This window comes from Mesorhizobium qingshengii, assembly GCF_900103325.1.
Classification (GTDB): domain Bacteria; phylum Pseudomonadota; class Alphaproteobacteria; order Rhizobiales; family Rhizobiaceae; genus Mesorhizobium; species Mesorhizobium qingshengii.
Genome location: NZ_FMXM01000007.1, coordinates 165,505 through 190,563 on the forward strand (window position 1 = coordinate 165,505; position 25,059 = coordinate 190,563).

The 25,059-nt window shown below is 62.7% G+C and carries 29 protein-coding genes and 3 pseudogenes; 15 read left to right on the top strand and 17 right to left on the bottom strand.

Annotation, left to right across the window (positions count from 1 at the left end; translation table 11 throughout):
- Positions 1-22: 22 nt before the first annotated feature.
- On the top strand, positions 23-1,291 hold the full coding sequence (locus BLS48_RS13595) for a cysteine desulfurase-like protein (RefSeq protein WP_167365074.1): 1,269 nt from the start codon (positions 23-25) through the stop codon (positions 1,289-1,291).
- Positions 1,292-1,306: 15 nt separating this feature from the next.
- Here BLS48_RS13595 and BLS48_RS13600 read toward each other — a convergent pair whose 3' ends face one another.
- The 9 genes from BLS48_RS13600 to BLS48_RS13640 form a co-directional block, all read right to left on the bottom strand.
- Positions 1,307-2,335, bottom strand: a complete 1,029-nt coding sequence (locus tag BLS48_RS13600; protein ID WP_091578323.1) for a histone deacetylase family protein — start codon at positions 2,333-2,335, stop codon at positions 1,307-1,309.
- Positions 2,332-2,847, bottom strand: a complete 516-nt coding sequence (locus tag BLS48_RS13605; RefSeq protein WP_167365081.1) for a GNAT family N-acetyltransferase — start codon at positions 2,845-2,847, stop codon at positions 2,332-2,334. The genes BLS48_RS13600 and BLS48_RS13605 overlap by 4 nt, the downstream gene beginning before the upstream one ends.
- 12 nt (positions 2,848-2,859) lie before the next feature.
- The gene (gene kce / locus BLS48_RS13610) at positions 2,860-3,789 is read right to left on the bottom strand and encodes a 3,5-dioxohexanoate:acetyl-CoA acetone transferase (protein ID WP_091578324.1); all 930 of its coding nucleotides are present in this window, start codon (positions 3,787-3,789) and stop codon (positions 2,860-2,862) included.
- A 3-nt stretch (positions 3,790-3,792) separates the two neighbouring features.
- Positions 3,793-5,184, bottom strand: coding sequence for an aminotransferase family protein (locus BLS48_RS13615; RefSeq protein ID WP_091578326.1), 1,392 nt, complete (start codon positions 5,182-5,184; stop codon positions 3,793-3,795).
- A 1-nt stretch (position 5,185) separates the two neighbouring features.
- Positions 5,186-6,826, bottom strand: coding sequence for a N,N-dimethylformamidase beta subunit family domain-containing protein (locus BLS48_RS13620; RefSeq protein ID WP_091578517.1), 1,641 nt, complete (start codon positions 6,824-6,826; stop codon positions 5,186-5,188).
- A gap of 8 nt (positions 6,827-6,834) precedes the next feature.
- Positions 6,835-7,599 carry an amino acid ABC transporter ATP-binding protein gene (locus BLS48_RS13625; protein WP_091578327.1) on the bottom strand — a complete coding sequence of 255 codons (765 nt, stop codon included), beginning with the start codon at positions 7,597-7,599 and terminating at the stop codon, positions 6,835-6,837.
- Entirely contained in the window at positions 7,596-8,255 is a 660-nt protein-coding gene (locus BLS48_RS13630; protein ID WP_091578329.1) for an amino acid ABC transporter permease, read from the bottom strand. Before BLS48_RS13630 ends, BLS48_RS13625 begins: the two co-directional genes overlap by 4 nt.
- 12 nt (positions 8,256-8,267) lie before the next feature.
- Positions 8,268-8,915 carry an amino acid ABC transporter permease gene (locus BLS48_RS13635; RefSeq protein ID WP_091578330.1) on the bottom strand — a complete coding sequence of 216 codons (648 nt, stop codon included), beginning with the start codon at positions 8,913-8,915 and terminating at the stop codon, positions 8,268-8,270.
- A 61-nt stretch (positions 8,916-8,976) separates the two neighbouring features.
- A complete protein-coding gene (locus BLS48_RS13640; RefSeq protein ID WP_091578332.1) occupies positions 8,977-9,759 on the bottom strand; it encodes an ABC transporter substrate-binding protein in 783 nt (260 codons plus the stop codon).
- 137 nt (positions 9,760-9,896) lie between these two features.
- Between BLS48_RS13640 and BLS48_RS13645 the strand changes: the two genes are divergently transcribed.
- Positions 9,897-10,856, top strand: a complete 960-nt coding sequence (locus tag BLS48_RS13645; protein WP_091578333.1) for a LysR family transcriptional regulator — start codon at positions 9,897-9,899, stop codon at positions 10,854-10,856.
- Here BLS48_RS13645 and BLS48_RS13650 read toward each other — a convergent pair.
- Complete coding sequence (locus BLS48_RS13650) at positions 10,844-11,290, bottom strand: acyl-CoA thioesterase (protein WP_091578335.1); 447 nt, start codon at positions 11,288-11,290, stop codon at positions 10,844-10,846. The two genes, BLS48_RS13645 and BLS48_RS13650, sit on opposite strands and share 13 nt — an antisense overlap.
- Before the next feature lie 174 nt (positions 11,291-11,464).
- Here BLS48_RS13650 and BLS48_RS13655 point away from each other — a divergent pair, with 174 nt between their 5' ends.
- Both BLS48_RS13655 and BLS48_RS13660 read left to right on the top strand, forming a co-directional pair.
- Positions 11,465-11,713 (top strand): ParB N-terminal domain-containing protein, encoded by a 249-nt coding sequence (locus BLS48_RS13655; RefSeq protein ID WP_008875526.1) that lies wholly within the window; start codon positions 11,465-11,467, stop codon positions 11,711-11,713.
- A 135-nt stretch (positions 11,714-11,848) separates the two neighbouring features.
- Positions 11,849-12,334, top strand: a pseudogene (locus BLS48_RS13660) (SRPBCC family protein).
- 33 nt (positions 12,335-12,367) lie between these two features.
- Here the strand turns inward: BLS48_RS13660 and BLS48_RS13665 are convergent.
- Complete coding sequence (locus BLS48_RS13665) at positions 12,368-13,396, bottom strand: isopenicillin N synthase family dioxygenase (RefSeq protein WP_091578337.1); 1,029 nt, start codon at positions 13,394-13,396, stop codon at positions 12,368-12,370.
- Positions 13,397-13,513: 117 nt separating this feature from the next.
- On the opposite strand from BLS48_RS13665, the gene BLS48_RS13670 reads away from it, so the two are divergent.
- The 4 genes from BLS48_RS13670 (at position 13,514) to BLS48_RS13685 (ending at position 16,192) form a co-directional block, all read left to right on the top strand.
- A complete protein-coding gene (locus BLS48_RS13670; RefSeq protein ID WP_091578339.1) occupies positions 13,514-13,912 on the top strand; it encodes a GFA family protein in 399 nt (132 codons plus the stop codon).
- Between the two features lie 154 nt (positions 13,913-14,066).
- Positions 14,067-14,264, top strand: a complete 198-nt coding sequence (locus BLS48_RS13675; protein WP_091578341.1) for a hypothetical protein — start codon at positions 14,067-14,069, stop codon at positions 14,262-14,264.
- A gap of 197 nt (positions 14,265-14,461) precedes the next feature.
- Positions 14,462-15,334 (top strand): undecaprenyl-diphosphatase UppP, encoded by an 873-nt coding sequence (uppP, locus tag BLS48_RS13680; protein WP_091578519.1) that lies wholly within the window; start codon positions 14,462-14,464, stop codon positions 15,332-15,334.
- 69 nt (positions 15,335-15,403) lie between these two features.
- Positions 15,404-16,192, top strand: coding sequence for a phosphodiester glycosidase family protein (locus BLS48_RS13685; RefSeq protein ID WP_091578343.1), 789 nt, complete (start codon positions 15,404-15,406; stop codon positions 16,190-16,192).
- Here the strand turns inward: BLS48_RS13685 and BLS48_RS13690 are convergent.
- The gene (locus BLS48_RS13690; protein WP_091578345.1) at positions 16,189-16,818 is read right to left on the bottom strand and encodes a DedA family protein; all 630 of its coding nucleotides are present in this window, start codon (positions 16,816-16,818) and stop codon (positions 16,189-16,191) included. The two genes, BLS48_RS13685 and BLS48_RS13690, sit on opposite strands and share 4 nt — an antisense overlap.
- Positions 16,819-17,166: 348 nt before the next feature.
- On the opposite strand from BLS48_RS13690, the gene BLS48_RS13695 reads away from it, so the two are divergent.
- Positions 17,167-18,231, top strand: coding sequence for a glycoside hydrolase family 25 protein (locus tag BLS48_RS13695; protein ID WP_091578346.1), 1,065 nt, complete (start codon positions 17,167-17,169; stop codon positions 18,229-18,231).
- Positions 18,232-18,564: 333 nt separating this feature from the next.
- On the opposite strand, the pseudogene BLS48_RS36175 reads toward BLS48_RS13695, so the two are convergent.
- Together BLS48_RS36175 and BLS48_RS13705 are read right to left on the bottom strand one after the other, a co-directional pair.
- Positions 18,565-18,735: pseudogene (locus BLS48_RS36175) on the bottom strand (VOC family protein); the annotation flags it as partial.
- A 16-nt stretch (positions 18,736-18,751) separates the two neighbouring features.
- A complete protein-coding gene (locus tag BLS48_RS13705; RefSeq protein ID WP_091578348.1) occupies positions 18,752-19,663 on the bottom strand; it encodes a LysR substrate-binding domain-containing protein in 912 nt (303 codons plus the stop codon).
- Between the two features lie 103 nt (positions 19,664-19,766).
- On the opposite strand from BLS48_RS13705, the gene BLS48_RS35660 reads away from it, so the two are divergent.
- The 3 genes from BLS48_RS35660 to BLS48_RS13715 all read left to right on the top strand — a co-directional run bounded on the left by BLS48_RS35660 (position 19,767) and on the right by BLS48_RS13715 (position 21,851).
- Positions 19,767-19,934 carry a hypothetical protein gene (locus tag BLS48_RS35660; RefSeq protein ID WP_167365076.1) on the top strand — a complete coding sequence of 56 codons (168 nt, stop codon included), beginning with the start codon at positions 19,767-19,769 and terminating at the stop codon, positions 19,932-19,934.
- A 39-nt stretch (positions 19,935-19,973) separates the two neighbouring features.
- Positions 19,974-20,582 (top strand): class I SAM-dependent DNA methyltransferase, encoded by a 609-nt coding sequence (locus BLS48_RS13710; RefSeq protein WP_091578349.1) that lies wholly within the window; start codon positions 19,974-19,976, stop codon positions 20,580-20,582.
- Positions 20,583-20,876: 294 nt separating this feature from the next.
- On the top strand, positions 20,877-21,851 hold the full coding sequence (locus BLS48_RS13715; protein ID WP_244529587.1) for a DUF3592 domain-containing protein: 975 nt from the start codon (positions 20,877-20,879) through the stop codon (positions 21,849-21,851).
- Positions 21,852-21,863: 12 nt separating this feature from the next.
- On the opposite strand, the gene BLS48_RS13720 is transcribed toward BLS48_RS13715, so the two are convergent.
- A complete protein-coding gene (locus BLS48_RS13720) occupies positions 21,864-22,223 on the bottom strand; it encodes a hypothetical protein (protein ID WP_091578351.1) in 360 nt (119 codons plus the stop codon).
- A 112-nt stretch (positions 22,224-22,335) separates the two neighbouring features.
- On the opposite strand from BLS48_RS13720, the gene BLS48_RS13725 reads away from it, so the two are divergent.
- The 3 genes from BLS48_RS13725 (at position 22,336) to BLS48_RS13735 (ending at position 23,856) form a co-directional block, all read left to right on the top strand.
- Entirely contained in the window at positions 22,336-22,599 is a 264-nt protein-coding gene (locus tag BLS48_RS13725) for a TfoX/Sxy family protein (RefSeq protein ID WP_091578352.1), read from the top strand.
- Positions 22,600-22,715: 116 nt separating this feature from the next.
- The gene (locus BLS48_RS13730; protein WP_091578354.1) at positions 22,716-23,237 is read left to right on the top strand and encodes a hypothetical protein; all 522 of its coding nucleotides are present in this window, start codon (positions 22,716-22,718) and stop codon (positions 23,235-23,237) included.
- Positions 23,230-23,856 carry a hypothetical protein gene (locus tag BLS48_RS13735; RefSeq protein ID WP_091578355.1) on the top strand — a complete coding sequence of 209 codons (627 nt, stop codon included), beginning with the start codon at positions 23,230-23,232 and terminating at the stop codon, positions 23,854-23,856. Before BLS48_RS13730 ends, BLS48_RS13735 begins: the two co-directional genes overlap by 8 nt.
- 74 nt (positions 23,857-23,930) lie before the next feature.
- Here BLS48_RS13735 and BLS48_RS13740 read toward each other — a convergent pair.
- Together BLS48_RS13740 and BLS48_RS13745 are read right to left on the bottom strand one after the other, a co-directional pair.
- Positions 23,931-24,338, bottom strand: a pseudogene (locus tag BLS48_RS13740) (transposase); the annotation flags it as partial.
- 65 nt (positions 24,339-24,403) lie between these two features.
- Positions 24,404-25,036, bottom strand: a complete 633-nt coding sequence (locus tag BLS48_RS13745; protein ID WP_091578357.1) for a DUF4062 domain-containing protein — start codon at positions 25,034-25,036, stop codon at positions 24,404-24,406.
- Positions 25,037-25,059 lie beyond the last annotated feature (23 nt).

Consider the following 25,059-nt stretch of genomic DNA (forward strand, 5'->3'; position numbering starts at 1 on the left):
GAATAACAAAGGGGTGGAGATAATGGTGGACTTTCCTATCGAGGCAGTGCGTGGAAAGTTTCCCGCTCTCTCCCTGACCGACAAGGGCCGCCGGCGCATCTACCTCGACAACCCCGCCGGCACGCAGGTGCCGCAGACCGTCGCCGATGCGGTGTCGCATTGCCTGCTCGCCACCAATGCCAATCTCGGCGGCTATTTCGAAACGACGATCGCTGCTCAAGCTGTCGTCGATGAGGCGCATCAGGCAATGGCCGATTTCCTCGGTGCGGCGAGCCCCGAGGAAATCATCATCGGCGCCAACATGACGACGCTGACCTACCACATGTCGCGTACGCTCGGCCGGACGATGAGGCCGGGCGACGAGATCATCCTTACCCGCATGGACCATGAGGGCAATGTGTCGCCCTGGCTGCAACTTGCCGAGGACCTTGGTCTCGTCGTGCGCTGGCTGCCGTTCGACGAAAAGAGCTGGCAGGTCGAGGAGGCGGCGCTGGCCAGGCTGCTATCCGAGAAGACACGGCTGGTGGCGTTGAACTATGCCAGCAACCTGACTGGCTCGATCAATCGCGTGAAGGCGCTGACCGCGATCGCAAGACAGGCAGGCGCTCTGGTCTATGTCGATGCCGTGCAGTTCGCGCCGCACGGCCTGATCGATGTGCAGGACCTCGGTTGCGATTTCCTGATCTGCTCGGCCTACAAATTCTTCGGTCCGCACATGGGCATTTTGTGGGGCCGGCGTGACGTCATCGATGGTCTGAAGCCCTATAAATGCCGCTGCTCGTCGAACGGCCTGCCCGAGCGTTTCGAACTCGGAACACCGCAGATCGAACTGATGGCCGGCCTCACGGCCGCGGTCGATTATTTTACCGAGCTGGGCGCGGCGGCAGGCGAGAAGGGATCGCGAAGGCAGAAGATTGCCAAGGCGTTCGCGGTGTCGATCGCCTACGAGAACCCGCTGGCGCAAAGGCTGATCGATGGCCTGTCCGATATTTCAGGCCTGACCATCCATGGCATCACCGATCCGAAGCGGGTCAGTGATCGCGTACCGACCGTTTCCTTCACCGTCGACGGCATCGTGCCGGAGACGATCGTTCGGCAGATGAACGCCGAAAACATCTTCCTGTGGTCCGGCCATAACTACGCGTGGGAGATCGTCCATCAGCTCGGCATCCCAGCCGAGCATGGCGTCGTGCGCATAGGCATCGCCCACTACAACACATCCGACGAAATCGACGAGACACTGGAGAGCGTGCATCGGGTTATCGCCATGCTCAGGCAGCAGCGCTCCTGAGGTCAGCTTGCATCTTCATCGCGCCTTGCCGCCGAAGCCGGTGAGGAATGCGGTGAGATTGTCACCGAGTTCGTCGCAGAGATAGCCACCTTCCTGCACGATGACCGTCGGCAGGCCGAGCTTGGCGATGGCTTCGCCGATGCGTGAGAAGCCTGGCGTGGTTACGGAAAGCCCGCCAAACGGATCACCCTCGAACGCGTCGAGACCGAGTGCCACGACCAGCGCGTCTGGCGAGAAGGCACGGATGCGCTGGAACGCAACCTCAAGCGCCCCGAGAAACGCGGCGTCGGCGGATTTGCGCGGCAGGGGCAGGTTGAAATTATAGCCGAGGCCCGGCCCTTCGCCGCGTTCGTCGGCATGGCCCCAAAAGAATGGATAGAAGCGCACCGGATCGGCATGCAGCGAGACGGTGAGCACATCGGGCCGCGCATAGAAGATGCCTTGCGTGCCATTGCCATGATGCAGGTCGACATCGAGGATCGCCGCGCGCGATGCCGTCTTGCGCAGGACCTGAGCCGCAACCGCCGAATTGTTGATGAAGCAGAAGCCGCCGGCGACATCGGCAAAGGCATGGTGGCCTGGCGGGCGACACAGCGCGTAGGCGGCCGGTGCGCCTGCCATCACGGATTCGGCGGCTTCGACCGCGCTCCAGGCGCTCCATAGCGCGCTTTGCCAGGTCTCGCCCGAGATCGGACAAGCGGTGTCGGCCATGTGATAGCCGGCCTGGCCGACCGCCGAGGCCGGATAGGAGCCGTTGCGCGCGATCGGATGGATGTTGGGGATCACTTCCGCCGACGCGCCCTCGATGCGCTGCCAGCGCGTATAGATGTGTTCGAGGAAATCGAGATACTCCGGCGTGTGCACCGCCGCGACCGGACCGAGCCCGTGATTGCGCGGCCGCTCGATCGTGCAGCCGGCGGATTTTGCACCGGCTAACAATCTTTCGACCCGCTCCGGTTTTTCCGGATTGGGCTGCGCGGCACCGCTCGAAAGGAACGCCTTGGGGTCATGGCGCTTCTGTTCCTCGGCATAGAAGGCTTTCATTCCTGCTCCCCATTCTCCGGCGCGTCGGCGAAGGCAAAAAAGGCCTCGCCGATGATCTTCTGCGTCTGCTCATAGCTCGACCAGGCGATGCCCAGCCTTTCGTAAAAGGCCTTGGCGCCCTCATTGTCGCTGTCGACAGACAGCCTCAGATAAACGCCGCCTTCTTTCCGACACTGTGCCGCGACGCGCCGCAGCAGGCGCTCGCCGATCTTGCGGCCGCGAAACCGGTCCTCGACATAGAGGTCCTGTACATAGACGCCAGGCCGCCCCATCCAGGTCGAAAAGATCGGGAAATAGAGGCACAGGCCGGCGAATTCGCCACCGACTTCGGCAATCAGGGTCGAGAACGCGGGTTTTTCGCCAAAGCCGTAGGTTCTGAGATCGTCCGCTGTCGAGATGATCTCCTCGGGCGCGCCGATGTGCGTGCCGAGTTTCAGGATCGCCGCGTGGATCGTTTCGACATCGTCGATCCGGCCGGGGCGAATGAGGACGTCATTGGATGTTGGTTTGATCACGATCGTATCTCAGAACGCCACCCGGTCGCCACCCTTGAGAGCCAGCATGTCGCGCGCTTCGGTGGGCGTGGCAACCTCCAGCGACAGCCCATCGAGAATGCCACGGATGCGGCGCACCTGATCGGCATTGGATTTCGCCAGCTGGCGGCCGTCATAGAGACTGTCCTCCAGCCCGACGCGGACATTGCCGCCCATTGCCGCGGCGATCGAGATCAGCGGCATCTGCTGGCGACCTGCGGCCAGCACCGAGAACTGGTAACTGTCGCCGAACAGTTTGTCGGCGATCCGCTTCATGTGGACGAGATTGTCCGGATCGGCGCCGATGCCGCCCAGAATGCCCAACACGAACTGGATGAACAGCGGTCCCGTCACCAGCCCCCGGTCGCGAAAATGCGCCAGCGAATAAAGGTGGCCGACATCGTAGCACTCGAATTCGAAGCGCGTGCCGCAGCCCTTGCCCAGCCTCTCGAGAACGCCTTCCATGTCGGCGAACGTGTTCTTGAAGATGGTGTCGCGCGTGGCTTCCAGCAGCTTCGGCTCCCACTCGTGCTGCCACTCCCTTGGCTTGTCGAGCATCGGAAACAGCGCGAAGTTCATCGAGCCCATGTTGAGCGAGCACATTTCGGGCTCGGCCCGTAGCGGCGCCGCCAGCCGCTGGTCCAACGTCATCAGCGAGGAGCCGCCGGTGGTGATGTTGATCACCGCGTCGGTTGCCTGCTTGATGCGCGGCAGGAACTGCATGAACACGTCCGGATCGGCGGTCGGCCGCCCATCCCTGGGGTCGCGGGCATGAAGATGCAGGATGGAGGCACCGGCTTCGGCGGCGGCGATCGCCTCGGTGGCGATCTGGTCCGGCGTCACCGGCAGATAGGGCGACATCGACGGCGTGTGCACCGAGCCGGTAACGGCGCAGGTGATGATGACTTTACGTGGCGCCATTTTTTACCCCTGGCCTGCGACCGGCAGGTCGAGTTCGGCGGCCAGAACTTCCAGCGAGTCGCCGATAATGGAGACGATCTCGCCAACCTGCTCCCTGGTGACGATCATCGGCGGCGCGACCATGAAATTGTCGCCGTCGACGCCGCCCTTGACCCTGCGGCCGTAGATGATCAGTCCGCGCTCATAAGCGAGGTCGAGCAGCCGCTGCGTGGCTTTCTTGTTCTGGTCGATCGGTCTCAGAGTCTCGGGATCGGCAACCATCTCGGCGCCCGTGAGCAGGCCCTTGCCGCGCACGTCGGCGATGAACGGAAACCGCTTCGCCAGCCCCTTTAGCCCGTCCATCAAAACGTCGCCCATGGCGGCCGCATTGGCGATCAGGTCCAGCCGATCCATTTCGCCCAGCACGGCAAGTCCGGCGGCGCAGGCCAACGGATTGCCGGCATAGGTGTGGCCGTGCTGGAATCCGCCCGAGGCAAGCAGCGGTTGCACCAGCCGCATCGGTGCGGCGAGCGCGCCAAGCGGCGCGTAGCCCGAGCCCAGCCCCTTCGACAGTGCGACGATGTCGGGTTTGCAGTTCCAGTGGTCGCCGCCGAGGAATTTTCCGGTGCGGCCGGCGCCGCACATCACTTCGTCGTGGATCAGCAGGATGCCGTAGCGGTCGCAGATCTCACGAATGCGCGGATAGTAGCTGTCCGGCGCCACCAGCGCCGCGGTGGCCGCACCGCCGATCGGTTCCATGATGAAGGCAACCACGCTGTCTGGGCCCTCGGCCAGGATCTTCTCCTCCAGCATGTCGGCATAGCGGATGCCGCGCTGTTCCATCGAAAGATTGTCGCGGTCGCGCCATGCGGTTGGCGCCGGCACGGTCGGCATAACGCGCATCATCGGCGTGAAGGTCTCGGCCAGCGCATCGTCGCCGGTAATGGAGAGCGAACCCAAGGTGCCGCCGTGATAGGAGGGAAAGCGCGCGATCACTTTCCAGCGGCTTACTTGGCCGGTGGCGACCGCCCACTGCCGCGCCAGCTTGATGCAGGACTCCGTCGCTTCCGAGCCACCCGAGACGAAGAAGATGCGGTCCATGCCTTCCGGCAGCTTGCTGGCCAGTTGCCCCGCCAAGTCCTCCGCCGGCTCGTTCTCGAAATGCAGCCGATAGGCGAAGGTGGCGCGATCCATCTGCCGTTTCATCGCGTCGAGCACGTTGCGGTTGGAATGGCCGATATTGGCGACCATCGGGCCGCTCGAGCCGTCGATGAAGCGGCGGCCGTCCTGCGTCCACATATAGATGCCTTCGGCGCGATCGATCAGCGGCCGGCGCAGGCTGGACAGGTAGAACAGATGCGAAGGTGGCCGGGCGTCAGTGTTGGCAGCGGCTGTCTGGGGAAGGGCTTTCGACATGTCAGGACTTTCTGAGGTAACGATCGAGAACATTCTGGGTGACGCGTTCGACCATCGGGTCTTGTCTTAGCAGGCCGGCCACCCATTCGCAGCTTCCGGCATGGAACACCTCGCCCTTGCCGCGCGGGAAATTGACGATCATGCCATTGCCGCGTTTGACTTTTTCCAGGTTGGCGTCGCTCGCCTCGCCGAACAGCGTTTCGGCGGTGAAGCGGCCATCCTCGTCGGTGAGGAACTGGTCCTCGATCGGGATATCGGCGCTTTCCTCCACCTGGCTGGCCATGCCGACGGCAAGAACCTGCAGGCCATCCGGAGCACCGCTGGTGGCGGTGGGGTAGGGCAGGCCGCCGCGTATCTCGAAGTCGAGCCCATCAACCTCATAGCCATAGACATGGCTGTCGGAGCCGAGCAGGTCGCCATAATAGATGCCGGTGCCGGCGAAGGCCCAATGCTCCGGCCTGTAGACCGGAAAGCCGCGCACGCCGCGCGGCGCACAGCCGCCCCAGCCGGTGTAGACGCCACGCGTCGCGTTGAGCCCGAAGGTCGCCGAACCAGGACGGCCGATTTCCGGCGCCTCCCAGGAGTTGGTGGCGCGGGTGACATCTCCGCTGCGATAGGCTGGGTCCTCGGCGCGGGCGCGGTATTTGAAGCAGACCTGCCGGCGGCCCTCGTCTTCCAGCCGCGTCTGCCACATGAAATTGCCGGCAAAGCGCGCCGCATGGCCGCCGCGTTCGACATAATGGTCGACGGCATCACGCATCTCCCAGGTCCAGTATTCGTCATGGCCGACGAAGGCAGCGCAGTCGTAACCGTCGAGAATATCAGGCGAGAAATGCAGATCGTGCTGGCTGGCGAGATCGACGGCATAGCCGGCCCGCTCGGCGAAGCGGAAGAAGTGGCTGTCGTAGCTGGCCCAGCCCGACGAGGCGTATTTCTTCGAATGACCGGTGGCGAGCGCCCACTCCATATGCGGATAGCGCGGTATCGTCTTCGGCGGCACGGCGACTTCAAGTGGCACGCGCGGTGCGTCTTTTGGCAGCACGACGAAGCCACGGCACCACGGGCGTTGCGTCGACACGATGGGCGAATACAGGTTGCGATCCGGTCCGGTAATGCCCTGGTAGTGGTTGGAGCCGCCCCAGGTATTGTAGGCAAGCCAGGTTCCTGTCGCCGCCACTTGCAGCACACGGCCGGGTTTCTTGCCGGGCAGGGGAGCGACGATGAAAATATGGTGGCATTGGATCGGCTTGCCGTCGCGGCCATCGGCGGTCAGCGTCACCCGGTAGGCGCCGGACGGCCAATCGCTCCCGACGGGAAATTCGAACGAAGCTTCCCAGCCGCAACCCTCGGCCGAGCACTGGTCGGGCGTGTCCTGCCAGCGCGCCGCGATGCCCGATTTCTCGAACACCCTGGTTTCGCTGCCGCCGTCCCGGGTGATCGTCATGCTGAACGCCGGTGCCGTTGAACTGACATGCAGCACGACCGTTTCGCTGGCCCGATAGGAAAAGCGGTCGCTGTAGCACCAGATCTCGCCGCGCTCGCCATCCATGCCTGGCCATTCATAGTAGTGGCCGCGTACCGCATGCCGGCGCTGTTCCGGCGTCAGTCCGAAATCGGGAAATTCCGTGATCAATCTGGTCATCATCGTACTCAGGCGGAAAGGTATTTCTTGAGGAAGGTGCGGGTGCGTTCTTTCTGCGGCGCGCGGAAGATATCGGCCGGCGGGCCCTCTTCCACCACCACGCCGCCGTCCATGAACAGCACTCTGTCCGCCACTTCGCCGGCAAAGCGCATCTCATGCGTTACGATGAGCATGGTCATATGTTCGGCGGCAAGCTGTTTCATCACCGCGTTGACTTCGTCGACGAGTTCGGGATCGAGCGCCGAGGTGGCTTCGTCGAACAGCATCACCTTGGGCTGCATCGCCAGCGCGCGGGCAATCGCCACACGCTGCTTCTGTCCGCCCGAAAGCCGCGAGGGATAGGCGTCGATCTTGTCGGCGAGCCCGACCTTGGACAAGAGAGCAAGCGCCAGCGCACGGGCTTCGGCTTTCGGCATGCCTTTCAGGATCACTGGCCCCATCGTGATGTTCTCGATCACGGTCAGATGCGGGAACAGGTTGAAGTGCTGAAACACCATGCCCATCTGCTGGCGCACCTTGTTGATGTGCCGTTCGAAAGCCTGGCCATGCAGCGGCTGGTTGACCTGCACACCGTCGAGCCAGACTTCGCCGCCGTTGAGCGATTCCAGATGGTTGATGGAGCGCAATAGCGTGCTCTTGCCGGAGCCGCTCGGCCCGATGATCGCCACGATCTGCCCGCGCTCGACCGACAGGTCGATGCCTTTGAGGACTTCGACTGCGCCGAACGATTTGCGCGCGCCGCGAACCTCGACCATTGGCGGGCGCAAGCTCATCGGGAAACCTCCACGTTCCGTTCGAACCGACGCAGACCTGCTTCGAGCACGAGGTTGAGAATATAGTAGAGCGCCGCCGCCGTGATGTAGAATTCGAACGGCCGGAACGTTTCGCTGATCGCCTGCTGGGCTGAATGAACCAGCTCGGCGATGCCGATGACCGAGACGATGGAGGATTCTTTCAGCAGCGCGATCAGGTTGCTCCCGATTGGCGGGGCCGTGTTGCGGATAGCCTGCGGGATCACGACGTAGCGCAGCGTCTGCCATTTGCCGAAGCCGATACTGCGTGCGCCTTCGGTCTGGCCGACATCGACGGCGACGATGCCGGCGCGGATGACGTCTGCATTGTAGACGGCAAAATGCAGGCCAAGCCCGACGATGCCGGCGGCAAGGGCGGGAATGTCGATGCCGATCTGCACCAGGCCGAAATAGATCAGGAAGAGCTGCAGCAGCAGCGGCGTGCCCATGAAAACCCACATGAAGACACGCACGGGATAGGCGACGATCAACGGCGCGTAGAGCACTGTGACCGCGAACAGAATACCGAAGACGAAGCTGAGCGCTCCTGCCGACACCGTGAGCAGCGCGGTCCACCAGGCGCCAGTCAACAAGAGGTCCCAGTAGGGCGCGACGATGGTGAAATCGAGACCTTGCATAGCGCTCTCCGATCAGACGATTGCGAAGCGCTTGTCGAGCAAATCGACGATGCGGGCGACGGCGTAGACCATGATCATATAGAGCAGGGCGGCAACGCCGAAGATCTCGAACGGCTTGTAGGTGGAGCCGATGAAGCGTTGGGCCGTGTAGGTGAGTTCCACGACCGAAATTGTCGACACCAGTGCTGATCCCTTCAACAGAGCGACCGTATTGACGCCGAGCGGCCGTATCATCAGCCGCGCGGCCTGCGGCAGCACGACCTTGCGCAACGTCTGGAAACGGCTGAAGCCGATTGTGCGCGCAGCTTCGGCCTGGCCTCTGTCGACCGCGACCAGCGCGCCGCGGATCGATTCCGCCATATAGGCGCCGATGTTGAGGCCGAGGCCGATGACGCCTGCCGCGAACGGATCCAGATTGATGCCGATTTGCGGGCCGCCGAAATAGAGCACGAAGAGCTGGATCAGGCAGGGCGTGCCGCGAAACAGGCTGACATAGAGGGTGCCGATGGCCCGCGGGATCGCGGACCTCGACATCTTGGCGGCCGCGGCCAGTGCCGCGGCCGCCAGGCCCAGGATCAGGGCCAGCACTGTGATCTCGATCGTCACCAGCGCGGCTTCCACGAAGAACGGGAAGACGCGCTGCATCAAGGAGAAATCCATGGAATAGCCCAGCAAGAGGAGTGCTCCCGGCGGCTTTGGGGCCGCCAGGAGCCCATAGGGGTCAGCGGATGTCGCTGCCGACCCACTGCGTGGAGATCTTCTTGTAGGTGCCGTCAGCCATCATGTCGTCCAGGGCCTTCTGCATGGCCGCCTTCAGCTGCGGATTGTCCTTGCGGATGGCGATGCCGATGGCGACGCTGCCGCCTTCGATGTTCGGCGTGTCGAGCTTGCGGACCTTCTCGCCTGTCTCCTTGACGGCGACCATGACCGGAATGTTATCGACGACGATGGCGTCGACGCGACCGGCCTTCAATTCGAGCAGAAGTTCCGGCAGGCCCTTGTAGGTGCGGATGTCCCAACCACCCTGTTCGCGGGCCCATTTCTCATGCGTCTCGCCCAGCGTCACGCCCAGGGTCTTGCCCTTGAGATCGTCGAGGCTCTGCACCTTGGAATCCTCGTTCACGAAAACGGCGCGGCCAGCATGGTAGTATGGGCCGACGAAATCGACCACCTTCTCGCGCTCTGGCGTAATCGTCATCGAGCCGACGACGGTGTCGTATTTGTTGGCAAGCAACCCGGCGATGATGCCGTCCCAGGCCGTGGTGATGATGGTGCCCTTGACGCCGATGCGCTCGGCGATGGCCTTGCCGATATCCGCGTCGAAGCCGACGACCTCATTCTGGTCGTTGACGAAGTTGAACGGCGGATACTGCCCGCTCATGGAAATCTTCAGTTCGCCCGCCGCCTTGATCTTCTCGAGGTCGTCGGCCCTGGCCGATACCGTCGTGAAGGTCGACGCAAGCAGCAGTGCCGCAACCGCGATGCCGGAAAATACTCTGTTCATCTGGTGTCCTTGTCCTCTGGATGGAGCGCGAAGTCTTGTTCTTGGGAGGCGCGGGGACGCTTTCCTGACTTCAATGATTGCCTTTGCGCATGCATTGCGCAAATAGATAATGGGAATAGGGAGCATAGATTTCAGGAATGGCTTTGCCTCGCCCCGAACGACTGGTCTGGGATCTCGACTGGAACCTTCTGCGGACATTCGTTGTCATCGCCGAGGTGAAGAGCATCACGCGCGCCGCCGAGCGGCTGAACCTCAAGCAGCCAAGCGTCAGCAATGCGTTACGGCGGCTGGAAGACCGGGTTGGCCGGCGGCTGGTCGAGCGCGATGCGACACGCTTCGAACTCACCGAGGTCGGGCGGCTTCTCTATGAGCAGAGCGTCGAGGTGTTCGGCACCATATCGCAGCTGCCGCTGCTGATGCGGGGCATCAGCGACGACGTCACCGGCCACGTTATGATCGCCACCGCCAGCCATGTCGTTTCGCCGCTGTTCGACCAGGCGCTTTCGGAGTTTCACCGCAACTACCCGCGCGCCAGCATCACCATCTCGGTCGCGGCAAGCACCGAAGTGGCCAAGCAGGTGAGGGAGCGCCGCGCCTCATTCGGCATCTGCCTGGTCAGCCAGCGCGATCCGGCGCTGGAATACGCGATGGTCTATCGCGAGTTCTTCGGCTTCTTCTGCGGTCCCCAGCACAGGCTCTACGGGCAAACCGGACTGACGCTGGCGGACCTGCGGGGCGAGCCCTCCGTATCGTTCCAGACCGACCATATTTCGGACGCGCTGCGGCCGGTCGCGCTGCTGCGCAGCGAGGCCCGGTTGAACGCCGATGTCGTCGGCGTGTCCTCCAGCCTGGAGGAGGTGCGGCGCATGATCGTTGCCGGGCTCGGCATCGGTCCGCTGCCGTTGCACGTCGCGCGGCGCGACGTGGCCGACGGGACGCTGTGGCGGCTGCCGCCCTACGACGCGCCACCGGCCATCGACATCTTCCTGCTGGTCAATCCCGACAAGGCGATGAATCGCGCCGAGAAGGCGCTGCTGTCAGGACTGCAGGCGCTGATCGCCGAGACGCCGCTCGGGGAGCGCATCTACAACGGCTGACCGGCCGAAACTTCTGGCTGTTCAATCAGGAAGGCGGCCGCGCGCTTCCGCATCGGCTCGTCCAGCGCGACCGAGGCACGCGCCGTAAGGTCGAAGCGCACGCAGGTCGTCCGGCTCGATGCATGAACAATGCCGTCGAGCGACCCCGTCATCACCTGTTCGAAGGTGACGGACGTGCGGCCGATCTTGACGACATGCGAACGGATGGTGATGAGCGAGCCGGCCTTCGTTTCATGCCGGTAGTCGATCTCGGTGCGCACATCGGCCCATCCGGTTTGCGATGGCTGGTTGCCGTCCTGTCCGGCGATATGGCCGAGAAGCTGGAAGCTGGCATCGTCGAACATCGCCGCGTAGTAACGCACGTTCATGTGCCCCATCACATCGCACATCCAGGGATGAGCGACGCCGACGAAGGTGACGAGAGATTTGCTCATAGGGCTCCGTGGCCATGCCGGATCGTGCCGTCAGCGACTGCGGACACGCAATATCGAAATGCGCGACAACAGGCAAACCGGCTACGTGTGCCCGGTATTCGCTAGCCGCGCCCTTGGCCGGCTCCAGCAAACGGACTATCTCAGGGGGCGGCGTTTTCCGCCACGGGGATAGGCATGCTCAGAGTCCAGAAGGTCAAGGTAGACGATATCTACGTGCCGACAGCGCGCAAGAAGACGCTGCACCCGGAGACGGTTCGGCATCTGGCCGAGGATATACTGGAGAATGGCATGAAGACGCCGATCCAGGTCCGCCATGACGGCAAGCGCCATATCCTCGTCGAAGGCCTGCATCGGCTGGAAGCGGCCAAGTGGCTCGGCGAGACCGAGATCGACGCCTACCTGGTGCAAGCCAAGCGCCACTGACGCTTCCCTCTTTCCCCACCAGATCGACGCGGCATGGATGTTGTCGCGAAATTTGCTCGCCGTCGGTGTCGGTTCGCGTTTTGTCGGCTCGTCCTTGGGGCGCAAACCAGGTCAACCAGATACGAGGATACCGTCATGACCACCAAGCTCGACATCGCCCCTGCCAATGACCGCGAACTGGTTCTCGCCCGCATCATCGATGTGCCGCGCGAGAACGTCTATCGCTGCTGGACCGACACCAAGCTCTTGACGTAGTGGTTCGCGCCGAAACCGTGGACGACGCCGCGCGCCGAAATGGATGTGCGCACCGGCGGCTCGAGCCTTGTCATCATGGCTGGTCCCGATGGCAATGAGTTTCCCAATCCCGGCGTCTTCCTGGAAGTCATTCCCGGCAAGAAGATCGTGTTCACCGATGCCTACACCCAGGCCTGGGAACCATCGGAAAAGCCGTTCATGACCGGCGTGCTGACCTTCGAGGATGAAGGCGAGGGCAGGACCCGCTACATCGCCCGCGTTCGGCATTGGAGCGTGGCCGACCGCGAACAGCACGAGAAGATGGGTTTCCACGTGGGCTGGGGTCAGTGCACCGACCAGCTGGAAGAGCTCGCCAGAGCGCTTTGATACAGGACTGCCCCGAGGACGACCGCGCCCGGGTCAGGAAGCCTTGGCGCGGCGCGGTTGCCTGAGATGCTTGATGCCACTCATCTCGACGAAGTTCGTCGCCGAGTCCCAGAGATAGTCGCCATAGAGGAACGGCTCGAAGGGCTCCGTATCGCTCAGCGGCAACGGCGCGATCTCGGCGTCGACGCGCGGTTCGTAGAAGAACGGGATCGAGAACCGCGCTGTCTTCGGCGCAATCACCCGGTGCCGCGTCGCCCGGACACGCCCGCCGGTCCAGCGCTCCAGCAACTGGCCGAAATTCACCGCCAGCGTGCCGTCGGCCGGCGGCACGTCGATCCATTCGCCGGCCAGGTTCTTTGCCTGCAAACCCTCGACGCCGTCCTGCGCCAGCAACGTGACGAAGCCGGAATCGGCATGCTCGCGGCCGATGATGGTGCGCGTCTCGCCCTTGTGGACGATCGAGAATTCTGGCCCGCTGGTATCGACGCCCGCATTGGCGTCACGCAGGGGATAGCGGATCAGGCGCAGCGTCGAGATGCCGTTCTCGAAATAGCCATCGAAGATCGTTTCCGGCAGGCCAAGCCCGCGGGCGATCGAACGCATCAGCGCGTTGCCGACCGCTTCCATCGCGCGATAGTAATTGGCCGCCGCCGTGCGCCAGCCGGGCAGGGCCTCTTCGGCCGGCAATGGCGTCGGCTCGCGGAGCGGATCGTCGGACGCCAAGATATCAACCGCATGGGCAAGATCCGGCCCCATGTCGATGCCCTCCTTGTAGGAAACGGCCGTCGGCTGCAGCGGGAACCAGCCGCGATAGACGTTCTTCTTCGTGTGGTCGAAATTCCAACGCAGCAATTTCTGCTTCTCTGCGTCGGGAAGCGCGAAGATGCGCAGCAAGTGTGCTCGTTTGTCCGGCGTCAGCCAGTCATCGCCGGGAAAGTTCCGGATCGCCATGAAGCCGATGCCAGCGGCGGCGGCCATGATCCTGGCGTCGGTGTGGTCGCGGGCGGGCGAGGGCGGACCGAACAGGGCTTCGATGCCCAAGGTTTCGATGTCTTGCGTCATGGCTTCAGGTCCCCTCGCATCACGATAATCGATGACGTTGTATCAAAGCTTTTCAATTGACCCAATCGGCCCCGCCGCTACCTTGCCGCTCATTCACTCCACCAATGGATCCGGGCGATGGCAAGATATGAGGGCGGATGCCTGTGCAAGGCGGTGCGCTATCGCGCGGACGCCGACCCCATCAACGAACGCATCTGCCACTGCCGGCTGTGCCAGAAGGCGATCGGCGCCGCCTTCAACGCGCGCGTGCTGTTTCGCATCGACGATGTGACGATCGAGGGGCCGCTGGCGACGGTGAACACGTCGCCGGATCTCAAGCGGGGCTTTTGTCCAAGCTGCGGCACGACCATGTTTTCCCGGCGCGATTCCGCCGGCATCATCGGCATCACCACCGGTTCGCTCGATGATCCCACGGTCTTCAAGCCGCAAATGCATATTTTCACGGCCTCGAAGCAGCCCTGGGTGATGCTTGACGACGGCCTGCCGCAATATGACGGCGCACCGCCGCCGAACTAGGTTTTTTCGTTCTCTCGCGAGGTGAGAAGGGAGCGCACAAGTCTGGACAAAATTTGATCCAAAGAGACACGAGATAGCCGGCAAAGCGTCATTGGCGGGCCATCATTGTCTCCCTATTTAGCAGGTGCGGGCCCGCTATTCGAGGAGACGACGGATGAACGATAGCATCAGCACCCTGGACGAGCTTTTGAGCGATCCGATGGTCCTGCTTGTGATGGAGCGCGACCGTGTGCGCCCGGAACAGGTGCGCTTGCTGCTCGAACGGGTTCGCCGGCCGTCCGTCGATGAGCCTGTTGTGCCGCCGGCGCATGTGATCGCCAGGACCTGCCAGAAACTCTGGCTGTGCCCGTAATCGCGTTGCGATTGTCCCCTATGAAAACACAGGCCGGCCCGTGGGCCTTCGCTGTGGAATGACGCGTATTTTCGCGCGGCGGCGCCAAGCTTACAAATCCGTAAATTGATTCTCCGCTGCATGAGGGTAAGGCTCCCGCGGGGCTGACCGGCACCGGTTGGTCCTGCGCAAGTTCGATCTCTCGCATGGAATTCGACATGGCCGGAATGTGTACTCAAGGCGTGGACACCGGCTTCGTCGGTTTGGGATTCGCCAAGGTGGCGTTACTCGGCGTGGTGCAAGGCATCACCGAATTGCTGCCGATTTCGTCTACCGCCCATATGCGCATCGTGCCGGCCGTGCTCGGCTGGCAGGATCCGGGTTCCGCCTTTTCCGCCGCCATGCAGCTTGCGGCCCTTGCCGCGGTGGTCAGCTATTTCTGGAGCGATGTCAGGGATATCCTGTTTGGTTCGCTTAACGCTCTGACGCGGCGCGATTTCGCCAACCAGCATTTCAGGCTGGCGCTGTGGATCGTGCTGGCGACCATCCCGATAGTCGTCGCCGGGGTGGCGCTGTCGGGCGTCCTCAACGCCTGCAATTCGCCGCTGCGCAGCCTGACGGTCATCGGCTGGGCCTGCATCGCGATGGCGATCCTGCTGGCGCTGGCCGAGATTTTCGCCCGCCACCAGCGTACCATCGGCGAAGCGTCGCTGACCGATGCGCTGCTTGTCGGCGTCGCCCAGATTGGTGCGCTGATTCCCGGCGTGTCGCGCTCGGGCTCGACCCTGACGGCAGCACTGGGGCTCGGCTTCAAGCGGGCCGAGGCGGCGCGGTTCTCGTTCCTGCTCGGGTTGCCCGCCATTGCCCTCGCGGGTCTCAAGGAGCTGTGGGAACTGCACAAGGTCCATCTCGACGCCCACGGCTGGTCGGTGCTGGCGGTGGGATTGGTCGTCGCCTCGGTTTCCGCCTTCTTCGCCATATGGGGCCTGATGCGCGTGCTGGAGCGCTTCTCTGCCTGGCCGTTCGCCATCTATCGCGGTGTGCTCGGTGTCGTCCTGCTGTTGAGCGTCGCCATGGGATGGCTTGCCTAAGGGCTTCCACAGTATCGCTTGAAACGGGCTATACCGTACCGGATCCTGAAGTTCGATTCCGGTACGCGCATGGATTTTGTGACCCTCCTCCAATCGGTTCCGGTGCTGCTGGCGCTGGCCAAGGGCGCGCTGCCGTCGGTGGCGGCACTCAGCATGGGATTTGGCCAATGGGTCACCTCGCTGCCGCCATGTCGGGACTTGGCCTTTGAGGCGACCAGCTATCTTGTTTGCGAGGTCGACCCAAAACGCTATGCGATCGAACTGTTCTGGAAGGATTCGGCGGGCAAGCCCTTTCAGTCGCTGCACAATCTCCATGCCTCGCAACAGGCGGTAGGGCGCACGATGTTGTTCGGCATCAATGCCGGCATGTATCACCCGAACCTCGATCCGGTTGGTCTCTATGTCGAGCATGGTCAGGAAGTCACATCCGCGAAGGTCGGTTCGGGAAGCGGCAATTTTTCCATGCAGCCGAACGGCATTTTCTACGTGGGCGGCGGCAAGGCCGGGGTCCGTTCCACCAGGGATTTCCTGAGAGCGCGGCCGCCTGTCGACTACGCGACGCAATCCGGGCCGATGCTGGTGATCGATGGCCGGCTGCATCCAAAGTTCCTGGCCGACAGCACCTCGCGTAAGACCCGCAACGGTGTTGGGGTGCGCAAGGACGGTGTCGCCGTCTTCGCGATTTCCAACGGCACGGTGACCTTCCATGCGTTCGCCCGCCTGTTCCGCGATGCGCTCGGCTGCGACAACGCGCTGTTCCTCGACGGCTCGATATCGAGCCTGCTTGCGCCGGCGATCGGCCGCAACGACGACTACTGGAACCTGGGGCCGATGATCGGTGTCTTCAGGAAGGGCTAGTGTCGTGCGTCGCGCCTGCCGCGGAGCTTGATGACGGCCACGGCGACGATGATCACCGTCACGGCTGCGATCGCCGCCATGCCGAACAGGCTGGTCGCACCGAGCTCCGCGAAACTGCCGGCACCCTTGGCCACCAGCCATCCGGGCGACAGCACGACCGGCGCCCAGATGATCGCCGACACGATATTGGCGATCTGGAACAGGCGCCGGTTCATGCCCATCATGCCCGCGACCAGCGGCACGGTGGCGCGCACCGGACCGAAGAAGCGCCCGGCGAAGATCGCGGCGAAGCCATAGCGCCGGAAGAACAGGCGTGCCCTGGCGATCTCGCGGCGGTAGCGGTTGAGAGGCCATTTATGGACGACACCGCGTCCCAGCCATCTGCCGAGAAAAAAGGAGACGGTGTCGCCAAGCGCCGCCCCGATCATCGCGGCGAGCAAAACGGGCAGCGGCTGGACGATGCCTGCGCCAACCAGGCCGCCGACGATCACCAGCACGGCGGTGCCAGGCAAAAGGATGCCGATCAGGATAAGCGATTCACCGAAAGCCAGCAGCCCGACGATGACACCGGCCCAGGCCTGGTGCGTCTCGATGAAAGAAACACATTGATCGATGAAGGATTGCACGCCGGCTCCGTGATAAAAACGCTACTCAGCTGCCGCTGCAGGGCAGGCTCCCTGCAGGGGATGGAGAGCAGGGGACCGGGAGCAGTCGCTGCAATGCAATCATCGGATGCCTTTGCCGGGATTGTGCTGGCGGCAAGCGCGGGGAGGTGCGTATCGTCTCAACAGGGACATCGTGGCGCTGTCAAGGCTGGCTCGGTCGTTGGTGCCGAAGGCCGGATTTCGCCGCCCGGCATGCACGAAAAAACTTGATTCAAACTTTATTGGTAATTTCTCGTTCATAACTCGATCTGGTTTGTCCGTCGGCTGCCGTTTTGCCCTCGGTCTGTTGTGTTTTGAGTACAGGTCCAGATGCGGATACCGGGCGTCATCAGTTTCTTGATCGCATCGCTTTGCCTTGCCGGTTGCACGTCGACGGCCGGCATCGATGCGCTGGATTTGCAGAAACCGTCGAGCGAGACCACCAGTTCCGTGGTGCGCCCGCCGGCACCTGTGACGGCAGTCCCGGCGGCGATGGCCAACAGGGCACCGAGGGCTGAAAAGGCGCCGGTGGACGACAATGCCCGGCCTTTCGGCCTAGCGGAGGAAGAGACGGTGGCGTTTCCGGCGCCTGAAGTGCCGGATGTCGGCGGGCTGCCGGTCGAGCCGGCGGCGCTGGTATCGAAGCCAAGGCTGTTGAGCCGCGCCGCGCCGCCGATGCTTGCCGGGCCGCTCACCCGCTACGGCTTTCGCGACGCCAAACCGATCAATTTCGGCAAGGCTTCGCCCCGGCACCTTGCCGTTCATGGCGTCGACGTGTCGCGCTGGCAAGGCAACGTCAACTGGGAAAAGCTGCGCTCGCAGGGCGCCAACTTCGCCTACATCAAGGCGACCGATGGCGGCGACCATCTCGATCCGATGTTCATGAAGAACTGGCGCAACGCCGACGCCGCCGGCCTGAAGCGCGGCGCCTATCACTTCTTCTACTGGTGCCGCACGGCGGGCGAGCAGGCCGACTGGTTCATCCGCAACGTGCCGAAGATGGATGGTGCGCTGCCGCCGGTGATCGACGTCGAGTGGAACGGCGAATCCAGCTGCAAACGGCGGCCGTCGCGCGAAAAGGTGCTGGAAAAGATTCAGGTGTTCATGGACAAGCTGGAGCGCCACTACGGCCAGCGTCCCATCATCTACACCTCGCCCGATTTCTATCGCGACAATCTCAGGGGCGAATTCCTCGACTACCCGTTCTGGCTGCGCGCGGTGGCGGCGCATCCGTCAAAGGTCTATCCCGGCCGCAACTGGCTGTTCTGGCAGTATTCCGGCTCCGGCCTGTCGCATGGCGTCACCGGCCGCATCGACCTGAACGTCTTCCACGGCGATGAACGGCAGTGGCGCGCTTTCGCCGGAGGACAAACGACCGTCGCCGACGCCGACTGAAACAGCGCAATCCACTGGTTGGCAGCTGCCAGAGCCACGGCCGGATCCTATCTTGCTTGCCGGCGGCGCGACTCGTCGATGGTGGCATAGGCCATGACACCGGAAAATGTCCCGAAATAGAGCAGGACCATGGTGGTAACCATCAGGCTGTAAGTCGACATATTGTTCTCCCTCCGATGATTGTCGAGGAGACAGGACGAACGCTGGATGCGCGTTGACCTGGATCAACTTGCAGGAGGGCCGTGCGCGACACGAGGTGACTGTGGCCGAGGCGAGGTGCACATCGCCCCTCATCCTCGGCTCTTTATCGGGGCTGCTGCGCTGGGATGAAGCCGAGGGCACGTTGATCATTGCCTCGATGTTGTAGCCATCGGGGTCCAGCACGAAGCAGGCGTGGTAATTCTCCGCATAGTCGGGACGCGGGCCGGGTGCGCCATTGTCTTCGGCGCCGCCCTCCAGCGCCGACTGATGAAACGCATCGACCTCTGCTGGTCCTCTGTCGCGAGTGAACCTCGTAAGCCTATGCCTGGCGCTCTTCTTGCGCCCGAATCTCGGCGGTCTGGGCAAGCACCCAGTCCCGGAACACCTTGATCTTCGGTACGTTGCGGCGGCTTTCCAGGTGCACCAGCCAGTAGCCGTCGCCGTCGGACCCGACGATGTCGAAAGGTTTTATCAGCTGTCCCTTCGCCAAAAGCGCGCTGTAGAGATTTTGGGTGAGGATGGCAGCGCCCTGATCGGTCAGTGCTGCCATGGCATCATAAGCCTGCCCGCCGAGCGCCGGACCGGGGATGACACGAGCGGGATCGAAGGTCACGCCTGCTGCCTCGAACCAGATTTTCCACCAGGGATCGTCAAGGCCGCATAGCGGTACCTTGTAGAGGTCTTCGGGGTGGCGGATGCCGCCGACGCTCTCGGCCAGTTTTGGGCTGAGCATCGGCGTGTAGTCCGCCTTGAACAGATAGTGGGCCGTCAGGTCGGGCCATTTGCCGGTGCCGGTCCGAATGCCGATATCCATGCCTTCGCGCCCGAAATCGACCAGCCGGGACGATGTATCAACCTTCACGGCGAGATCGGGATGCATCAGCTGGAATGTTCCAAGCCACACGGCCAGCCAGTTCGATGCAAATGTCGCCATGGTCGTCAGCGAAAGCACGCCGCTCGCTCCACCCTTCGTGGCGACCCAGGCATCCGCCAGGGTCGAGAACGCCCCGGTCGCGTGCGGCGCCAACTGCTGCCCGGCCTCGGTCAAGGCGATTTGCCTTGTTTTTCTTATGAAAAGCGGCGTTCCGGCGCGCTCTTCCAGCACCTTGATCTGATAGCTGGCCGCCGACTGGGTCATGCCGAGCTCTTCGGCCGCCTTGGTGAAACTGCCCAGTCGCGCGGCGGCTTCAAAGACCCGGATGGCTCCTAGTGGCGGTAGCTCCCAACTCATGACGCATCAATCCTCCTGATGCATGCTACGCGAGGTTCGATTGGAAGCCAAGGCCGCAAGCAGGCATAGTCTGTCATCAACTCGAACCCGAAAGGACACGGCAATGGCCACCAACCTGTACAACACGCTTCGCCGCCCGGTGCTCGACCTCTTCACGGCGCCGTTCAAACCCCGCAGGCGCGGCCTGCTCGACCAGCGTTCGCTGTCGGATCATTTCTTGCGCGACATTGGCGTGCTCGACGGGCACGTACCTCCCGGCAGCAGTCGCTGAAGACGCTTTTGACCCACATGGACGCGGAGGGAGGGAAAGATGGATGAGTTGTCGCAAGCTCTGGCAAAGAGCCGTCAAACGATCAGTGCCTATGAGGACTATGCGGAACGCTACGATGCTATCGTGCGGCATGTTCCCAACGACAGAGAGCAGGCATCGCTGAAGCGCCTTGTGGCGATTGCCGGCACAGCAGGCCGGATTCTGGAAGTCGGGTCCGGAGCAGGCTACGATGCGGACTTTCTGGAAGGCTTGGGCGTCATGGTTCGGCGCACCGACGCGACAAAACGGTTTCTCGAACTGCAGGCCGCGCGCGGCAAGCACGGTGAGCTTCTTGATCTGCTCACCGATGATCTCGGCGGCCCCTATGACGCAGTCCTGGCCCTGGCCGTCCTGATCCATGTGCCGCGCGACCAGACCGACCAAGTGCTTGCCAGGATAGCCCGGTCGCTGCGGCCAGGCGGCGCCTTTCTCGTATCGATGCGCAATGGCGATGGCGAGACGGGCGGCAAATATCATACGGTCTACTGGCGCAGGGACGACTTCGCGGCCCGTCTCGAAGCCGCCGGGCTGGTCCTTCTCAGGGACGATTTCAACGTTGGCCGCAACAACGAAGAATGGAACACATTCCTGGCTATAAGGCCGTCATGACGCGGCGCGGACGGTTGCTGTTTTCGCTGCCCGGCCGGATGTCCGATCGACAGCTGGATGCTCGCCGGCATGATGTGCCGGCGCGATGTACGTGCCCATTCAGGCTACCGACGCGACGAATGCCATCCGGGATCGAGCGCTTCAGCTGGAAGGCTACGTTCGCGTGATGGCGATCGATGAGTGACGGGCGGCTATTGATGCTTACCCGGCCGATCACCTCCCGACTTTGCGAATAAGCGAGACATTGCTACTGCGGTGATGTAGTGCCGGTTCCTGCAATCCGGGGGGATCAGGGTGGAGCTCAAGATTCTGCTCGTCGGCTTTGCCTGCGCGGTCGCCGGCGGGCTGTCGATCGTCACTTTCCTGAAATGGCGAGAGGTGAAGGCGGTCAGCCGCTGGTTGCCGGCGCCGGGAAAGATCATCTCCTCGCGGGTCGAGGCGCGTGAGGTCAAAAGCTCGGGCTCCGGCTCGGAGAGCAGCGATGCCACCGAGATCAGGAATTTTCCGGCGATCACCTACGAATACAAGGTGGGCGGCAAGATATTCCAGAGTTCGCACTACAGCGTGCAGGAGAACCTCGGGAATTTCGAAATCACCGAGACCCTGGCGCGGTTTCCACGCGGCGCCAAGGTGACTGTCTTCTATAACCCGTCCGATCCGGCCAAGGCCGTGATCGAGCGCACCATGCCTGACGGCGCCTTCAAGTTCATGGTCCAGCTTTCGGCTGGGCTGGTGATCGGCGCGCTGGTGCTGGTGTTCTCTGTCGGCGGCGTGCTGGAGGCAATCGGCCCGCATTTGCCAAAGCCGCAAAACCTCGGCGCGGCGGCGTTGCTGCTTTTCATGGGCCTGTTTGTGCTGCGCATGGGCTTCGTCCAGAAAGCGATGGCCGAGCAGGCGGCGAAATGGCCGGTCGCCGCCGGCCGCATCGACGCGTCCGGCCTGCAGGCAATCAAGACCCGCGACCGGTTCGAGGGTTATCGGCCCTGGCGCACTGTTTTCAAGTCCCGCGTCGTCTACAGCTATGGCGTCGCCGGCCAGCGCTACAGCGCCGATCGCGTCGCCTTCGGCGCCACCATGACGGCTTCGCTGCCTGGCCTCGTCGGCGGCCAGGCGGCGCGCTATATCGAGGGCGGCAAGGTCGACGTGCACTATGATCCCGTCAACCCCGCCTCGGCGGTGCTCGAATGCCGGGTGCGCGGGCTCTGGGTGCTGTGGGTCTGTTCCGTCGGCTTTCTCGGCGGCGCTGCCTTGCTGGTCGGGCTGGTCTGAGGCCGGCTTCCTTCAGCAGCGGGCGAGAGGCCCGCTGTCGAAACCAGGCCAGGTGAACCGCACCCTGACGCCGTGCCTGACCATATGGACGACGCGGGAAAACGGCTCCGCGAGCGACGGGTCCGCGCCGTAGCACTGGCTCGCATGCACCACCCAGCCGGTGGCGGATTTGTGAAATGTCGCGTGCTCGCAGCCGAATTGGGGAAGCGACAGGGCCGACTGATCCACGGTGAAGACAGTCTGGCGCTGGACATCCGCGGCCGCGCTGCAGTTCAGCCTGTCCCTGGACCACGTCCCGACATAGGGCGGCGCCGCGAGCGCGGGGCCAACCGCGCATGCGGATATTGCAATCGTCATTGCCAAACGCCGCATCACCAGACTATCTCCTTCGATTGGTGCGCTCGACCATATAGGTTGTTGAAGTTGCGAGGCGGCAATTCCATAAGGGCTATCTCATGCGCTTTGAACGCGCCAAGACCCTGCGATGAGCACTCGCATCGAAGACATGAGAAACCTCGGACCAGCCATGGCGCGGATGCTGGCGGAAATTGATATTTTCAGTGAAGAGGATTTGCGCAGTTTCGGCGCGATTGGAGCTTACCACCGATTGAGGTTCCGGTTCGGTCGGCATGTGACGATCCTCGCGCTCTATGCGATGGAGGCGGCAATTCGCGGTTGCGACTGGCGGGCGCTTGATGCTGAAACCAAGGAGCATCTGCGCGGGCAGGCGGGGCAGAACAGGCATTAGGTACCGACAGGGAGCGGATAAATGCAGCCGTTCGGGATTTCGCTTAGGCTTTTGCGCGGATGATGCGACTGTGCGGGCCGGCGCGCGGCCGGGCAACGCTTTCCCAGAGACATTTGATGATCACCCGCAAACTGGCCTTCGTTTTCCTGGGGCTGCTGGGCCCGATGCAGGCAGCGGGCGCCGGGGAATGTCTGCTGAGCCACGCCACCTACCGCGAGCCCCGTTCGGGCGCGGTGATGCAGTTCCGGCCGATCGACAACGAACCGGCGGCGCTGACGGCCGAGGTGTTTTCGCTGACCGTGCCGCATACCGATATTCGTCTGCCGGCCGACATCACCTGGACCAACGGCAAGAATTCGTTTCCGCTCGGCACCATCCGCCACGCCTGCACCGACGAGGATCGCGAAGCGGGGCTGGAGGACGGCAGCGGACTGTGCAGGATATGGGATGGGCAGGTCTATGCCTTGACCGGCGGCGGCGCCGAGCAGTTGAATTCCCGCGAAGCGACACCGGCGCCGAAAGGGTTGCTGCTGCCCGATTTCGGCGCGACTTTCACCGAAGGGCCCGATTTCGCCAAAGCCAATCCAGAGGGCTGGGCGTGGGATGCCTTCACCTTGACAGGATGCAGCGATGAATAGCGCCATGAGATCGATCGTCTGGATCAGCGCCCTGTTGGCATACCTGACGATATCCGCCGTGGCACGTGCGGACGAGCCGGCGCCGTCGCGCCCGCCGGTCGACAAATGCGCCTGGGAAAGGCTCGCCGACAAGACGATCGGTCTTGCCGCCTGGGTGCAGCGCTGCGACTTCGGCTTCCGCCAGATCCATTTCGAGTTCGCCGGCAACGCGCTCGCCATCAAATACAGCGATGGCGGCGCGGCCGACCCTCTGGTCGAACTGTTCGACATCCAGCCCGGCGAGACCGCCGAGGCTGCATTGCAGCGGCTGTTCCTGGAAAAGACCGACAAGGCCGTCAGCGCCCGATGCGTGTTGGCGCCCTACGCGGAGGGCGCAGTGCCCGCCAGCGTCAAACGCTACACTTTCAGCCCCGACGCCGCCTATGCGAAAGAACTGAAAGCGCCTGCCGACCCCAACGAGGTGCCCAAACCGCCCTGCGGCGACTGGGGCGAAATGCCTGACGGCATCCAGTATTTCGAGGTGCCGGCGGGCGAGGCTCGCAAACTACTGTTCGTCCGTGTCGGGCAGGATGAACCGTTGTTTGACGAGCAGACGCTGCGTGTGTTGCCGGCGGGATAAACTAGGCGCTGGACAAGCACCGGCTCGGATGGAGCAGAATCGTAGTCCTGCTGCGTGCTGTGACAATCACCCGACTTAGCTGCCTTGGGCTGCGCCAGCACGGCCGCCAGGAACTTCGCCGCGATGTCGCCCTCCAGCAACCGGTCGCGGTTCTTGGAGAACACAGAATGATCCCAGGCCGCATCGTCAACGCCAATCCCGACGAACCAGCGGAACAGAAGGTCGTATTCCAGCCGCTCCATCAACAGCCGCTCCGAGCGGATCGAATAGAACGCCTGCAACAGCATCGCCCGCAGCAGCTTCTCCGGCGGGATCGATGGCCGTCCGATCGGCGAATACAGCGCCGCGAAGTCCCGCTCCAGCGCCGACAGCGCCTCGCTCACGATTAACCGGATCGCTCGCAACGGATGATTGCGCCGCACCCGCGCCTCGAGGTCAACGTAGCTGAACAGTTCGCCAGTTCGATCGTCGCCGCCGCGCACTCGTCACCTCCGAATCCCTTCGGAACCAGTGAATCACCGCTGCGGCCCAGTGGCGAGCGCCTTTTTCAACGGCCTGCTAGATTTGCTAAATTCTCTATTTCAATAGGCGGGCGAATTGCAGCGATTTTTGATCGCAATTCTTCATTTTCTTTGCGGACATGGTTGAGCTCATTGAGCGCATCTATATTAGCTGTTCGATCACCTCGTATCCAACCTATAGCGGGGTAACGATTGATAGCGCTCGTTAGCGTTGTGGCCACCTGACCAGCTAGTTGGTCACCATTGTCCCACATCCGAACCAAGCGCCCTCGGCCGACCTTGCTTCGAAATGCTTCAAGCTTCTCAGCCAGCATTGGATCACGATCCGTTTGAGCAACTGTAATTTGCGTAAGATCTTTTCGCACAAACCCGAGCACAGGTTTGCCAATTGCTGTCGCGTAGTCGTATTCTTTTTCTGTATAGGAGACTCCGTCCGATGCGACTGAGCCGTATCTTCCAGACACGATCAGCAAGTAGTAGTCGCAAATATCAATGACGGTTTTAATAAATTCGAAAGTCTCTTCGTCGGACGCAGGGAAAAATTCCATACCGGATGGAATGCAATTCAACTCTAGGAGGGTTTGCATGACCTTGCGTCGCTCAACTTCTAAGTCAGAAAAAGTTGAACTCAAGAATATCTGATAGCGCTTTTGCTCCATTATTTCACCATTAAAAAGGCTCG

Coding starts and splice junctions, on each gene's coding strand:
- BLS48_RS13620 (WP_091578517.1), bottom strand. CDS start 6,826: ATGACCAGATTGATCACGGAATTTCCCGATTTCGGACTGACGCCGGAA.
- BLS48_RS13720 (WP_091578351.1), bottom strand. CDS start 22,223: ATGCGGCGTTTGGCAATGACGATTGCAATATCCGCATGCGCGGTTGGC.
- BLS48_RS13635 (WP_091578330.1), bottom strand. CDS start 8,915: ATGGATTTCTCCTTGATGCAGCGCGTCTTCCCGTTCTTCGTGGAAGCC.
- BLS48_RS13710 (WP_091578349.1), top strand. CDS start 19,974: ATGGATGAGTTGTCGCAAGCTCTGGCAAAGAGCCGTCAAACGATCAGT.
- BLS48_RS13730 (WP_091578354.1), top strand. CDS start 22,716: ATGATCACCCGCAAACTGGCCTTCGTTTTCCTGGGGCTGCTGGGCCCG.
- BLS48_RS13595 (WP_167365074.1), top strand. CDS start 23: ATGGTGGACTTTCCTATCGAGGCAGTGCGTGGAAAGTTTCCCGCTCTC.
- BLS48_RS13670 (WP_091578339.1), top strand. CDS start 13,514: ATGGCAAGATATGAGGGCGGATGCCTGTGCAAGGCGGTGCGCTATCGC.
- BLS48_RS13685 (WP_091578343.1), top strand. CDS start 15,404: ATGGATTTTGTGACCCTCCTCCAATCGGTTCCGGTGCTGCTGGCGCTG.
- BLS48_RS13650 (WP_091578335.1), bottom strand. CDS start 11,290: ATGAGCAAATCTCTCGTCACCTTCGTCGGCGTCGCTCATCCCTGGATG.
- BLS48_RS13600 (WP_091578323.1), bottom strand. CDS start 2,335: ATGAAAGCCTTCTATGCCGAGGAACAGAAGCGCCATGACCCCAAGGCG.
- BLS48_RS13655 (WP_008875526.1), top strand. CDS start 11,465: ATGCTCAGAGTCCAGAAGGTCAAGGTAGACGATATCTACGTGCCGACA.
- BLS48_RS13745 (WP_091578357.1), bottom strand. CDS start 25,036: ATGGAGCAAAAGCGCTATCAGATATTCTTGAGTTCAACTTTTTCTGAC.
- BLS48_RS13705 (WP_091578348.1), bottom strand. CDS start 19,663: ATGAGTTGGGAGCTACCGCCACTAGGAGCCATCCGGGTCTTTGAAGCC.
- BLS48_RS13645 (WP_091578333.1), top strand. CDS start 9,897: ATGGCTTTGCCTCGCCCCGAACGACTGGTCTGGGATCTCGACTGGAAC.
- BLS48_RS13640 (WP_091578332.1), bottom strand. CDS start 9,759: ATGAACAGAGTATTTTCCGGCATCGCGGTTGCGGCACTGCTGCTTGCG.
- BLS48_RS13735 (WP_091578355.1), top strand. CDS start 23,230: ATGAATAGCGCCATGAGATCGATCGTCTGGATCAGCGCCCTGTTGGCA.
- kce (WP_091578324.1), bottom strand. CDS start 3,789: ATGGCGCCACGTAAAGTCATCATCACCTGCGCCGTTACCGGCTCGGTG.
- BLS48_RS35660 (WP_167365076.1), top strand. CDS start 19,767: ATGGCCACCAACCTGTACAACACGCTTCGCCGCCCGGTGCTCGACCTC.
- BLS48_RS13675 (WP_091578341.1), top strand. CDS start 14,067: ATGAACGATAGCATCAGCACCCTGGACGAGCTTTTGAGCGATCCGATG.
- BLS48_RS13725 (WP_091578352.1), top strand. CDS start 22,336: ATGAGCACTCGCATCGAAGACATGAGAAACCTCGGACCAGCCATGGCG.
- BLS48_RS13615 (WP_091578326.1), bottom strand. CDS start 5,184: ATGTCGAAAGCCCTTCCCCAGACAGCCGCTGCCAACACTGACGCCCGG.
- BLS48_RS13630 (WP_091578329.1), bottom strand. CDS start 8,255: ATGCAAGGTCTCGATTTCACCATCGTCGCGCCCTACTGGGACCTCTTG.
- BLS48_RS13665 (WP_091578337.1), bottom strand. CDS start 13,396: ATGACGCAAGACATCGAAACCTTGGGCATCGAAGCCCTGTTCGGTCCG.
- uppP (WP_091578519.1), top strand. CDS start 14,462: ATGGCCGGAATGTGTACTCAAGGCGTGGACACCGGCTTCGTCGGTTTG.
- BLS48_RS13625 (WP_091578327.1), bottom strand. CDS start 7,599: ATGAGCTTGCGCCCGCCAATGGTCGAGGTTCGCGGCGCGCGCAAATCG.
- BLS48_RS13695 (WP_091578346.1), top strand. CDS start 17,167: ATGCGGATACCGGGCGTCATCAGTTTCTTGATCGCATCGCTTTGCCTT.